The organism is Nocardioides sp. NPDC004968, from assembly GCF_040608935.1.
In the GTDB taxonomy this organism is placed as follows: domain Bacteria; phylum Actinomycetota; class Actinomycetes; order Propionibacteriales; family Nocardioidaceae; genus Nocardioides.
In genome coordinates, this window is record NZ_JBEXJF010000061.1 from 1 (window position 1) to 11,535 (window position 11,535).

General features: G+C 68.4%; 12 protein-coding genes. 4 read left to right on the forward strand and 8 right to left on the reverse strand.

Annotated features, from left to right (window positions below):
- Positions 1 to 127 precede the first annotated feature (127 nt).
- On the reverse strand, positions 128 to 2,299 hold the full coding sequence (locus tag ABZU72_RS28040) for an MMPL family transporter (RefSeq protein WP_355022053.1): 2,172 nt from the start codon (positions 2,297 to 2,299) through the stop codon (positions 128 to 130).
- Between the two features lie 86 nt (positions 2,300 to 2,385).
- On the opposite strand from ABZU72_RS28040, the gene ABZU72_RS28045 reads away from it, so the two are divergent.
- Together ABZU72_RS28045 and ABZU72_RS28050 are read left to right on the forward strand one after the other, a co-directional pair.
- Entirely contained in the window at positions 2,386 to 3,072 is a 687-nt protein-coding gene (locus ABZU72_RS28045) for a TetR/AcrR family transcriptional regulator (RefSeq protein WP_355022054.1), read from the forward strand.
- 12 nt (positions 3,073 to 3,084) lie between these two features.
- Positions 3,085 to 3,261 (forward strand): DUF6104 family protein, encoded by a 177-nt coding sequence (locus ABZU72_RS28050; protein WP_008362094.1) that lies wholly within the window; start codon positions 3,085 to 3,087, stop codon positions 3,259 to 3,261.
- A 100-nt stretch (positions 3,262 to 3,361) separates the two neighbouring features.
- Here the strand turns inward: ABZU72_RS28050 and ABZU72_RS28055 are convergent, their stop codons facing one another.
- The 3 genes from ABZU72_RS28055 to ABZU72_RS28065 are packed head-to-tail and all read right to left on the reverse strand — an operon-like array spanning position 3,362 to position 5,835.
- Positions 3,362 to 3,565 (reverse strand): hypothetical protein, encoded by a 204-nt coding sequence (locus tag ABZU72_RS28055; RefSeq protein WP_355022055.1) that lies wholly within the window; start codon positions 3,563 to 3,565, stop codon positions 3,362 to 3,364.
- 26 nt (positions 3,566 to 3,591) lie between these two features.
- The gene (locus ABZU72_RS28060; RefSeq protein WP_355022056.1) at positions 3,592 to 4,716 is read right to left on the reverse strand and encodes an acyl-CoA desaturase; all 1,125 of its coding nucleotides are present in this window, start codon (positions 4,714 to 4,716) and stop codon (positions 3,592 to 3,594) included.
- A 24-nt stretch (positions 4,717 to 4,740) separates the two neighbouring features.
- Positions 4,741 to 5,835 carry an iron-sulfur cluster-binding domain-containing protein gene (locus ABZU72_RS28065; protein WP_355022057.1) on the reverse strand — a complete coding sequence of 365 codons (1,095 nt, stop codon included), beginning with the start codon at positions 5,833 to 5,835 and terminating at the stop codon, positions 4,741 to 4,743.
- Between the two features lie 146 nt (positions 5,836 to 5,981).
- Here ABZU72_RS28065 and ABZU72_RS28070 point away from each other — a divergent pair, with 146 nt between their 5' ends.
- Complete coding sequence (locus ABZU72_RS28070) at positions 5,982 to 6,617, forward strand: TetR family transcriptional regulator (RefSeq protein ID WP_355022058.1); 636 nt, start codon at positions 5,982 to 5,984, stop codon at positions 6,615 to 6,617.
- Positions 6,618 to 6,658: 41 nt separating this feature from the next.
- Here the strand turns inward: ABZU72_RS28070 and ABZU72_RS28075 are convergent, their stop codons facing one another.
- The 4 genes from ABZU72_RS28075 to ABZU72_RS28090 form a co-directional block, all read right to left on the reverse strand.
- Positions 6,659 to 8,212, reverse strand: a complete 1,554-nt coding sequence (locus ABZU72_RS28075; RefSeq protein ID WP_355022059.1) for an MDR family MFS transporter — start codon at positions 8,210 to 8,212, stop codon at positions 6,659 to 6,661.
- Between the two features lie 184 nt (positions 8,213 to 8,396).
- On the reverse strand, positions 8,397 to 9,365 hold the full coding sequence (locus ABZU72_RS28080; protein WP_355022060.1) for a zinc-binding dehydrogenase: 969 nt from the start codon (positions 9,363 to 9,365) through the stop codon (positions 8,397 to 8,399).
- A 121-nt stretch (positions 9,366 to 9,486) separates the two neighbouring features.
- Positions 9,487 to 10,680, reverse strand: coding sequence for an NADP-dependent malic enzyme (locus tag ABZU72_RS28085; protein WP_355022061.1), 1,194 nt, complete (start codon positions 10,678 to 10,680; stop codon positions 9,487 to 9,489).
- A 189-nt stretch (positions 10,681 to 10,869) separates the two neighbouring features.
- Positions 10,870 to 11,220: a S24 family peptidase gene (locus ABZU72_RS28090; protein ID WP_355022062.1), complete on the reverse strand. Its 351-nt coding sequence runs from the start codon at positions 11,218 to 11,220 to the stop codon at positions 10,870 to 10,872.
- Between the two features lie 54 nt (positions 11,221 to 11,274).
- On the opposite strand from ABZU72_RS28090, the gene sodN reads away from it, so the two are divergent.
- A partial coding sequence (sodN, locus tag ABZU72_RS28095) for a superoxide dismutase, Ni (protein ID WP_355022063.1) occupies positions 11,275 to 11,535 on the forward strand: 261 nt, incomplete at its 3' end.

Sequence of the window (11,535 nt, forward strand, 5' to 3'; positions counted from 1 at the left end):
TGCTTCCAGTCGCGGGATCAGCTCGCGGATCGCGCCGAGCGGAAAGCCGGTCATCGCGACGAGCTCGCGCTGGGTCACGAACTGGCCGGGCTTGACAAGCTCGCCGCTCGACCTCGCTCCGGTCGTCTCAGACGGGGACCGGGACCGGCTCCTCGCTGAGCCCGACCTTGCGGTGCAGGCGCCGCAGCGGTCGCGGCGCCCACCAGGCCGCCTCCCCGAGCACCCGCATGGCTGCCGGGAGCAGGATGCCGCGGATCAGGACGGCGTCGATGAGGATCGCCAGCCCGACCCCGAGGCCGAAGAACTTCATGAAGCTGATGTCGCTGACCATGAACGCGAAGAAGCTGGTCGCGATCAGGGCGGCGGCCGTGGTGACGATCCGGCCGGTGTGGGCCAGCCCCTGCACGACCGCGTCGACGTTGCCGAGACCGCGACGGCGCATCTCTGTGATCCGGCCGAGCACGAAGACCTCGTAGTCCATCGACAGCCCGAACGCGATCACCAGCAGCAGGACGACCATCGAGACGTTCAGCGGCATCGCGGTGAAGCCGAGCAGATCGGCACCGAAACCCTCCTGGAAGATCAACACGGTGGTCCCGACCGTCGCGCCGAGACCGATGACGTTGAGCACCAGCGCCCGGAGCGGCTGCACCAGGCTGCCGGTGAACAGGAACAGGATCACCACCATCGCGATCGCGAGCCCGCCGACTGCGTACGGGAGCTTGGCGCCGATCGCGTCGAGCGAGTCCAGCAGCTCCGCGGCGCCGCCACCGACGAGTGCGTCGGTCCCGGCTGGTGACGGGACGGCGCGTACGTCGCGGACCAGGTCACGCGCCTCCTCGGACTGACGGTCGAGCTGGTTGACGACGGCGAGCTCATCCGCGCCGTCGCCGGGCGGGAGGGCCGGTGTCTTCGAGGCGAGGGTGCCTTCGACGTACGTCCCGACGCGGGTGTCGACACGATCGACGTCGTCGACCCGGGAGAGGTCGGCGGCGTACGTCGCCAGGCTCTCGTCATCGACGGTCGAGGTGGTCACGACGCGGATGGGGCTGGTGCCGTCGCCGTCGAACTCCTCGCGCAGCAGGTCGCCGGCCTGGCGGCTCCCCGCCGATGCCGGGAGGACGCGGTCGTCTGGGGTGCCGAACTCGATGGCGGCCAGCGGCGCAGCCATCGCGAGCAGGACGGCAACGACGGGGAGCGCGACCCACGGCCGGCTGGTGACGAAGCCTGCCAGTCGGGTCCAGAACGGGGCGGCGCCACCGCGGAGACCGCGGACGCCCGGGACGCGGAGGGCGTCGATCCGGTCGCCCAGCAGGGTGATCGTGGCAGGGAGCAGCACCACCGCGACCACCGCGGTGATCACCATGACCCCGATGCCGGCGTACGCCGAGGAGCGCAGGAAGTAGAGCGGGAAGACGAGCAGCGAGGCCAGTGAGACCGCGACGGTGGTGGCGCTGAAGACGATCGTCCGGCCGGCGGTCTCCACGGCGCGCACGACGGCATCGGCGTGCTCTACCCCAGCGGCTCGTTCCTCGCGGACCCTCGCCACCATCAGAAGGCCGTAGTCCACGGCGAGGCCGAGCCCGAGGCCGGTCGTCAGGTTGAGGGCGTAGATGGAGACGTCGGTGAAGTTGCCGAGCACCGAGAGCTCGGCGAAGGTGCCGGCGATGGCGAACCCGCCGACTCCGATGGTGACGAGGGCGGCGACGACGTTGCCGAAGGCGAGGACCAGCAGCGCGATCATCAGCGGGATCGCGATCGCCTCGGCAAGGGCGAGGTCTGCGCCGATCTGGCTGCCGACCTCCTCGAACGTCGCGAGCTGGCCGCCGACGTGGACCGTCATGCCACCGTCGGTTGCGGTCTCGTCGGTGTAGCGGTCGATCACCGTGGCGGCATCGACCGTGTCCGGGTCCTTCGCGCCGACGGAGATCAGGCCGTGGGTGCCGTCATCGGAGATCATGCCGGGACCGGGGGCGTCGAGGTAGGAGACGACGTCGGCCAGGTCGTCGTCGGCTCGGAGGCGGTCGACGAGTGCCTGAGCGTCCTTCGCGGCGGTGCCCTCGGTCACCGCGCCGTCGGCGGCACTGACGGTCAGGAGGAAGCCGGCCCCGTTGCCGAAGCCCTCCTCCAGCGCGGTGGCCGCGCGGCTGCTCTCCGAGGCGGGGTCGTCGAAGCCGGCGTCGTCGAGCTTGCCGAAGGCCGAGGTGGCCAGATAGATCGCGCCGAGCAGGGCGACCAGGCCGATCACCATGACCCGGCGCGGATTTCGCACCACGAGGGTGCCGAGTCGGTGGAACACGATTCCTCCAGAATGAATGTGGGCAGGTGTAAACTTTGTAGGTGTTAACTTTCCCTTTGATGTGGGCAGGTGTCAACATGAATTCCGTGAAACCCTCAGAGAGCTCGGACGAGGGCGCCCGGCCCTACCACCACGGCGACCTCCGGAACGCGCTGGCCGATGCGGCCGCGACGCTGGCCGAGGAAGGTGGCCCGGACGCGGTGACCATCCGGGCCGCGGCACGCGCGGTCGGCGTGACCCCAACCGCGACCTACCGCCACTTCGCCAATCAGTCGGACCTGCTCCACGCGGCCAAGCACGAGGCGATGGACCGGCTCACCGCGACGATCCTCGAGCTCCTAGCCGCCGAGACCCCAGCTCCCGACCCGGCCGAGGCCGCGGTGCAGCGTCTCGCGGCGGCCGGACGGGGGTACGTCCACTTCGCGCTCGCCCAGCCCGGACTGTTCCGCACCGCGTTCTGCCGTCCTGCCACGCACGACGAACACCCGACCGAGGAGCTCTCCCAGATCCTCGCGGAAGCCCCGCCATACGCCTTCCTCACGACCGCTCTCGATGACCTGGTCGACGCCGGCTGGCTTGCGCCCGAGCTCCGTCCCGAGGCCGAGACGGCTGCCTGGTCGACCGTCCACGGCCTGGCCGTCCTCTTCGTCGACGGCCCCTACCGCCACCTCCCTGTGCCCGAGCGCGACCGGCTCATCAACGTCACCCTCGGCATGGTCGTACGCGGCCTCTCCGGAGGCCCAGCCTCCGACGCACCACTGAACGCAGAATGAAAGACTGACGCCATGTACTTCACCGACCGCGGCATCGAGGAGCTCGTCACCCGTCGGGGCGACGAGGAGGTCACCCTCGCCTGGCTGGCCGAGCAGCTCCAGGCCTTCGTCGACGTACACCCCGAGCACGAGACCGCCATCGAGCGCCTCGCCACCTGGCTGGCCCGCCTCGACGACCCCGAGGACTGACCCGCGCCGAGTCCGCAGTTGTGGCGGACGAGAAATCAGTTGTGGGCGACGAAACGATGGTTTCGTCGCCCACAACTGCGGATTCGGCCGGCAGAACTACCTATTCGGCGAGGTCCTTCTCGGCTCGCTTGGCGGCGGCACGGAGCTCGAAGAGCTCGGTGGCGAGGCCACCGACCGCTACCGCCACGTCCTTGACGGCGCCGGTGATGATCATGGTGACCTGGCCGACCGTGGTCGCGGTGACCTCGACGGCACTCTGCGCGACATCCTTGCGGATCTCGTTCTTGCTCAGCTCGGGCTCCATGACAACCCATTGTGGCTGGTCAGGTGTCATGCCGCGACCCCCTCCAGGGTGGGAACGCTCTCGACACCGACGGAAGCCGGCTTCTTGCGGTCGGGGAGGGCGTACTTGCAGATCTTCTTGAAGACGCCCCACAGCTGCTGGTGCAGTGGGCCGGTGTTGTAGGCGAGGCCGTAGCGCTCGCAGATCTCACGGACCTCCTCAGCGATCTCCGGGTAGCGGCGGGCGGGGAGGTCGGGGAAGAGGTGGTGCTCGATCTGGTGGGACAGGTTGCCGGACATGATGTGGAAGGTCCGACTGCCGGTGATGTTGGCGGAGCCGAGCAGCTGGCGGTAGTACCAGTGACCCTGCGTCTCGTCCTCGCACTCCTCCTGCGAGAAGGAGGCGACGCCGGCCGGGAAGTGGCCGCAGAAGATGATGTTGAACGTCCACACGTTGCGGATGATGTTGGCAGTGAAGTTTCCCGCGAAGGTCAGCGGCGCGAGCGGACCGGTGAGCAGCGGGAAGAGGACGTAGTCCTTCAGCGTCTGCTTCTTCACCTTGCGCCAGATCCGGGCGCCGATCTCCTTGTTCTCGGCCCAGGTCCGGCGACCGGCGACGATCTCGTCGACCTCGAGGTCGTGCATCGCCACGCCCCACTCGAAGAACGTCATCAGCAGGAACGCGTAGAGCGGGTTGCCCAGGTAGTACGGGTGCCACTTCTGGTCCTCGTCCATCCGGAGGATGCCGTAGCCCACGTCACGGTCCTTGCCCAGGATGTTCGTGAACGTGTGGTGCATGTAGTTGTGGCCGTACTTCCAGTTGTCGGCCGGCGCCATCGTGTCCCAGTCGAACATGCGCGAGTTGAGGTCGGGGTCGCCCATCCAGTCGTACTGGCCGTGCATGACGTTGTGCCCGATCTCCATGTTGTCGAGGATCTTGGAGATCGACAGGCAGGCGACGGCCGGGACCCAGCCGATGACGGGCAGGTAGAAGAGCGCGCGGCCGGCGAGCTCGAAGGCGCGCTGCTTCTTGACGATGTCGTAGATGTACGCCGAGTCCTTCTCGCCCAGGTCGGCGACGATCCGCTGACGGATGGCCTCCATCTCGGCGCCGAACGTCTCCAGCTCCGCGGGGCTCAGCCGGCGGTTGCCGGTCTTCTCAACAGTGGTCATGGGGGTGTCTCCTTGAAGGAATCGTCAGAGGTCCACGGAGCAGTCGCCCTCGGGCGTGCTCACGCAGATCCGGATCTGTTCGTCGGGGAGCTCGGAGGTCTCGCCGGTCAGGACGTTGCGGACCCGTCCGGAGCTCTTGTTGGTCGTGCAGGAGAAGCAGATCCCCATCCGGCAGCCGGACTCGGGGGTCAGCCCCGCGGCCTCGGCCTGGTCGAGGATCGTGGCGCCGTCGTTGGCGACGGTCTTGCCGGTGCGCGCGAACTCCATCTCGCCACCGGCCACGCCGGCGTTCTTGGGCGGCTTGAAGTACTCCACGCGGAGCGATTCGGTCCCTTCGTACGCACCCTGGGCCGCCTCGATCAGCGACGCCGGCCCGCAGGCCCAGGCCGGCACCCCGCGGTAGCCCGGGACGAGCTTCTCCAGCAGCGCCGGGGAGAGATAGGGGGCCCCGTCGTCGGTGTGGAGGATGTGCAGGTCGACGCCATGGCCCTGGTGGCGGATCTCCTCGAGCTCGTCGGCGAAGATCTGGCGGTCGGCGCTGGGTGCCCAGTGCAGGAAGGTGACCTTGCCCCGGTGCGTACGCCGCTGCAGGGAGCGCAGCATCGACATCACCGGGGTGATGCCGGAGCCCCCGGAGATGAGCAGGATGTGCTCGGGCACACGGTCGGGGAGGACGAAGTCGCCCTCGGCCTGGGACAGGTGGACCAGAGTGCCGACCGTGGCCCGCTCGGTCAGGTACTTGGAGATGCTGTAGGGGGTCGCGTGCTCGTCGTCGTGGGCACGCACGGTGATGGTGAGCGGCTCACCCGGCTTCCCCTCGGTGTTGGAGACGGTGAAGACGCGGGTGGTGCGCCGCCCCTCCCCAGTGTCGATGCCGACACTGACGTGCTGGCCGGCGCGGTGGCCGCGCCAGGTGGAGGTGGGCTGGAGCGTCACGGTCGCCACCCGGGGCGCGCCAGGCGCGCTCACCTCCGGGTGGATGTCGGTGATGCGGGCGCGCACCTCGTGCGCGGCCAGCATCGGGTTGATCTGGGTCAGGTAGCGGTCGATGCCGTGCGGTGAGGCGAGCGCCGCAACCGTGCGGGAGCGGAGGATCCGGCCGCCGAGGTCGAGTGCCATATGTTTCGCCTTTCAGTGAACATCTGTACACCGACAACCATGGCGGGTCATCCCAGTACGCGTCAAGACACCGCGAGCGTGGTCCAGATCACGGTGTACAGGTGTGCACCTGACGGCCCACCGGCCGCTGCCCCTAGGATGGTCTGGTGATCGATACGGGTGCGGAGCCGGAGAGCCGTGCGGAGCGCAAGCTCCGGACCCGGCGAGCGATCCTGGACGCGACGCTGGAGCTGTGCACCGACAGTTCACTGACGGCTCTCTCGCTACGCCAGGTCGCCAAGCAGGTCGGCATCGTGCCGACCGCCTTCTACCGCCACTTCGACTCCATCGAGTCGCTCGGGCTGGCGCTGGTCGAGGAGTCCTTCGACTCGCTGCGCGACCTCTTCCGAGACGTACGACGCAACGCCCGGGCCGACCAAGACATCGTCGACGGCTCGATCGATGCCCTCGTCGACCACGTTCACCGGCGCCGCGACCACTTCGGGTTCATCGCCCGCGAGCGTGTCGCCGGGCCGCGTTCGGTGCGCGAGGCCATCCGGCGCGAGATCGAGCTCTGCGAGCGTGAGCTCGCCACCGACCTGGCGCTGATGACCGGCACCGACACCTGGACCGCCAAGGACCTGCACGTGCTCTCGTCGCTGTTCGTGACCGTCCTGGTCGCGACCGCCGAGCAGATCCTCTCCACCGCCCGCCCCGAGCAGGAGGAGCAGATCGTCGCCACCGTGCGCACCCAGCTGAGGATGCTGTTGATCGGCGTCTATCAGTGGCGCTCGGAGTCGTAGGAATACCCGGTTAACCGGGTATTCCTACAGAGGCATACGACTCAGCAGCCACACACAGCAGGCTCGCGCCCGTGCTCGCACAGCTCGGCGAGCTCGGCATCGATATCGGCACCCGGCTCCCCGGCAGAGTCCTCAGCAGGCTCCTCAGCAGACTCCTCGTCGGACTCGCCGTACCCCTCGGCCCGAGCCGGCAGCAGGACGGCCATCACGACCACGATCAGAGCCAGCGCGGCGCTGACCATGAACGCGGCCTGCAGGCCGCTCACCTGGGCCGCGACGGCACCGACCTCGTCGATGACCTGGTCGCTGCGTACGGACATCACGGTGACCGCCAGGGCGGTGCCGAACGCGGCCGCGACCTGCTGGAGCGTGCCCAGGATCGAGGAGCCGTGGGAGTAGAGGTGCGACGGCAGCGACCCGAGACCCAGCGTGAAGACCGGGGTGAAGGCAGCGGCCAGGCTGACCATCAGGACCAGGTGGAGCACCAGCACGAGCAGGTAGGGCGTGGTCAGCGAGATCTGCGAGAGCCCGGCGAGAGCGACCACGATGCCGACGGAGCCCGGGATGACGAGCACCCGGCCACCGTAGGTGTCGAAGATCCGCCCCACGGTCGGCCCGAGCAGACCCATGGCCAAGCCACCGGGCATGACCAGCAGACCGGTCATCAGCGGGGACAGGCCGCGCACGGTCTGCAGGTAGAGCGGCAGCAGGATCATCGAGCCCATCATCGCCAGGAACGCGATCGCCATCAGCACCAGCGCCTTGGTGAAGGTGGAGTGCAGGAACGCGCGCAGGTCCAGCAACGGCGTGCCGACCCGCTGCAGGTGGAGTTGACGGAACACGAACCCGACGATCAGCACCGCACCGAAGGCGGCGATCACCACCGGACGCCCGACCTCACCCTCGGCGAAGCGGCTCAGCCCGTAGACCAGAGATCCGAACCCGAGTGCGGCGATCACCACGGACGCCCAGTCAACGGTCGACTCGGAGGTCTCACCCACATTCTCCAGCCGGCGCAGACCGGACCAGGCGACCCCGATGGCGATCGGCAGGACCAGCAGGAAGAGCAGTCGCCACGAACCGAAGCCCAGGATCAGCCCGGACACGGTCGGCCCGAGCGCCGGAGCGACCGAGATCGCCATGGTGACGTTGCCCATCACCCGGCCCCGGTCGTGCTCGTCGACCACCGTCATCAGCGTGGTCATCAGCAGCGGCATCATCACCGCGGTGCCGGCCGCCTGGATGACCCGGCCGGCGAGCAGGATCCCGAAGACCGGTGCGATCGCCGAGATCAGGGTGCCGGCGATGAAGACACCCATCGCCGTGGCGTACGCGGTCCTGGTCGTCACCCGCTGCAGGAACCAGCCGGTCACCGGGATCACCGACGCCATGGTCAGCATGAAAGCGGTCGAGACCCACTGAGCGGCACGCTCGGTGACCCCGAAGCTGTTCATCAGGTTCGGGATCGCGTTGAGCATGATCGTCTCGTTGAGGATCACCACGAAGGTGGCCAGCACGAGCAGAGTGATGACGGCAGGCGTACGCCGCTTCTCACCGTCCGCGGGACGGTGCGATGTTGTGACGGCAGCAGTCATGACGAGTTCCTCGGGTCGTACGCAGGGGCCCGTTGCCGCCCGCTCTATACATAGATCGAACGGGCGGGGCCGATTTCGACATCACGCCACGAGAAACTTTTCGAGCCCCCCGGCAGTGACACTCAATGGTCCCTTGTTGAACCGGGGAGAGTCGAACGATATTCCGTACGTCACACAGCCGGCCTCACAAGGTGAAGACGACCTTCCCGAAGAGATCACCGGCGTGCATCGCCTCGAAGCCGGCCTTGGCCTCGATCAGCGGCATGGTGCGGTCGATCAGCGGGCGGGTGCCGGTGGCCTCGAGCAGCGAGACCAGGCTGGCCAGCTCGTTGCGGGTGCCCATCGTCGAGCCGATCACCTTCAGCTGCAGGAAGAAGATGTTGGTCAGCATCGCATCGTCGAGGTTCGCCCCCGACGTGGTGCCGCTGATGATGATCGCCCCGCCCGGACGCAGCGAGCGCACCGAGTGCTTCCAGGTCGCGCGCCCGACGGTCTCGATCACCGCGTCGACCTTGACCGGCAGCCTCTCGCCCGACGGCAGTGCCTCGTGGGCACCGAGCTCGAGGGCACGCTTCTGCTTCGCCTCGTCACGCGAGGTCGCGTAGACCTTCAGACCGGCCGCCCGCGCGAGCGTGATCGCCGCGGTCGCCACTCCCCCGCCGGCGCCCTGCACCAGCACCGAGTCGCCGGCCTTGAGCCCGCCCTGCGTGAACAGCATCCGGTAGGCCGTCAGCCATGCCGTGGGCAGGCAGGCGGCCTCCTCGAACGACATCCCTGCGGGCTTCGGCACGACGTTGCGCCGCGGCACGATCACCTTCTCGGCGAAGGTGCCCTGGTGACGCTCGGAGAGCAGAGACCGCTTCGGGTCGAGGGTCTCGTCGCCGGTCCAGTCGGGCGAGGAGATCACCGAGTGCACCACGACCTCGTTGCCGTGCTCGTCGAGGCCGGCCGCGTCGCAGCCCAGGATCATCGGCAGCGCCTCGGCCTTCAGCCCGACCCCCTGCAGCGACCACAGGTCGTGGTGGTTGAGCGAGGCCGCCTTGACGGTGACCGTCGTCCACCCGTCCGGAGCGACGGGATCGGGCCGCTCCCCCAGCACGAGGCCGGAGATCGGATCGTCGGATGAGAACTTCTCGGCGTACGCAGCGAACATGCGCCCGACCCTACCGACCTGGGCGGTTCCTCGATCAAGGTGTGCAGATCGCGGGACACATCCCTGGCGGAGCTCCGCCAGGGATGTGTGACTTCGCCTGCATCCCTTCCTGAAGGAACGCTCAGGCGCGAGCGACGCCGTCGATCCGAGCGGCCTCGGCGACCGCAGCGGAGACGGCGGGGCCGACGCGGGGGTCGAACGGCTCGGGGATGATCTTGTCCGCGGACAGCTCGTCAGTGACCAGGGCGGCCAGCGCCTGCGCGGCGGCGAGCTTCATTCCCTCGGTGATCGAGGAGGCGTGTACGTCGATCGCACCCCGGAAGATGCCGGGGAAGGCGAGGACGTTGTTGATCTGGTTGGGGAAGTCCGAGCGCCCGGTGGCGACGATGCTGGCGTACTTGTGCGCCACGTCGGGGTGGATCTCGGGGTTCGGGTTGGCCATCGCGAAGACGATGGCCTGCGGGGCCATGGTCGCGACGAGCTCCTCGGGGACGGTGCCGCCCGAGACGCCGACGTAGACGTCGGCGCCGGCCAGCGCGTCGGCCAGCGAGCCCGAGCGGCCGGTGACGTCCGCGGTCACCTCGGCGATCGCCTTCTTCGACTCGGTCAGGTCCGAGCGGGTGGAGGAGATGACGCCCTTGCGGTCGAGCAGGGCGAGGTCCTTGATCCCGAACTCGAGCAGGATCTTGGCGACCGCGACGCCCGCGGCACCGGCACCCGAGATGACCACGCGGGTCGACTCCGGGTTGCGGCCGGTCAGCTTCAGCGCGTTCATCAGCGCGGCCAGAGTGACCACGGCAGTGCCGTGCTGGTCGTCGTGGAAGACCGGGATGTCGAGCGCCTCCTTGAGGCGGTCCTCGATCTCGAAGCAACGCGGCGCGGAGATGTCCTCGAGGTTGATCCCGCCGAAGCTCGGCGCCATCCGGATGACGGTCTCGACGATCTCGTCCACGTCGGTGGTGTCCAGACAGATCGGGATCGAGTCGACGCCGCCGAACTCCTTGAACAGGACCGCCTTGCCCTCCATGACCGGCATCGCGGCGGCCGGGCCGATGTCACCGAGACCGAGCACCGCGGTGCCGTCGGTCACGACCGCGACGGTGTTGGGCACCCAGGTGTAGGTGTGGGCCAGCTCCGGGTTCTCGGCGATCGCGGTGCAGACCCGGGCGACACCAGGGGTGTAGGCCATCGACAGCGATGCCTTGTCGGAGACCGATGCGGTCGCCGAGATCGCCATCTTGCCGCCGCGGTGAAGCTCGAACACCGGGTCGCCGTCATAGGCGGTGGTCTCGGTGGACAGGGTGGACTCGGTCATTGGGGGCCTCCAGAAAACTACGGACTCGGACGTCGGGCGGTCGAACGCGAGCCGAGGGGTGGAGCCGCGCAAGGCGCCATCTACAGGGATGTGATGCCCGGATGGCAGTTTCCCACAGGCTACCGGAGGAAGCCGTTGATGTTTCCTACAAGGTGACGAAGCCCTCATCTGAAGCCCTCGCCCAGAGATTCACCCCAGGATGCGTGGGCGTGGCCAGAGTCGGGCCACGACGACGCCGATCACGTCGGCGTCCGCGACAGGCCCCCGGTGACGGGAGTCGATCACCCCCGGAGCAGCCGGGTTGTCCGAGAGCAACCACCACCCGGGGCGCTCGGAGACGGTCGTACGCCGCTCCACCGCCCGCTTCACCACAACCGCCTCGTCGGCGAGCCGAGCGACGACAACGCACCCGGGCTCCGGCGTACGTCCGTAGGAGACCCACAACCTGTCTCCCGCCCGCAGCGTCGGCTCCATCGAGACCCCTACGACCTTCGCCATCCCCCAGCTGTGTCGGGGTGCCCTGGCCGCGATGTCTTCCATGCGGAGTAGTGTCGCAATCCGTAGGACACATGAACACTCTTTGAGAGGACCCGCATGTTCGCGCGACTTTTCGCTCCCACCATCGAGGTCTCGGCCCACTGCGACCTGCCCTGCGGCGTCTACGACCCCGCCCAGGCCCGCATCGAGGCCGAGTCCGTCAAGGCCGTCATCGCCAAGGCCCTGGACAGCGACGACCCCGACTTCCGCACCCGCGCGGTGCTCATCAAGGAGCAGCGCTCCGAACTGGTCAAGCACCACCTCTGGGTGCTGTGGACCGACTACTTCAAGCCCCCGCACTTCGAGGCCTACCCCCAG

Coding starts and splice junctions, on each gene's coding strand:
- ABZU72_RS28050 (WP_008362094.1), top strand. CDS start 3,085: ATGTACTTCACCGACCGCGGCATCGAGGAGCTCGTCACCCGTCGGGGC.
- ABZU72_RS28055 (WP_355022055.1), bottom strand. CDS start 3,565: ATGGAGCCCGAGCTGAGCAAGAACGAGATCCGCAAGGATGTCGCGCAG.
- ABZU72_RS28060 (WP_355022056.1), bottom strand. CDS start 4,716: ATGACCACTGTTGAGAAGACCGGCAACCGCCGGCTGAGCCCCGCGGAG.
- ABZU72_RS28065 (WP_355022057.1), bottom strand. CDS start 5,835: ATGGCACTCGACCTCGGCGGCCGGATCCTCCGCTCCCGCACGGTTGCG.
- ABZU72_RS28075 (WP_355022059.1), bottom strand. CDS start 8,212: ATGACTGCTGCCGTCACAACATCGCACCGTCCCGCGGACGGTGAGAAG.
- ABZU72_RS28080 (WP_355022060.1), bottom strand. CDS start 9,365: ATGTTCGCTGCGTACGCCGAGAAGTTCTCATCCGACGATCCGATCTCC.
- ABZU72_RS28085 (WP_355022061.1), bottom strand. CDS start 10,680: ATGACCGAGTCCACCCTGTCCACCGAGACCACCGCCTATGACGGCGAC.
- ABZU72_RS28090 (WP_355022062.1), bottom strand. CDS start 11,220: ATGGAAGACATCGCGGCCAGGGCACCCCGACACAGCTGGGGGATGGCG.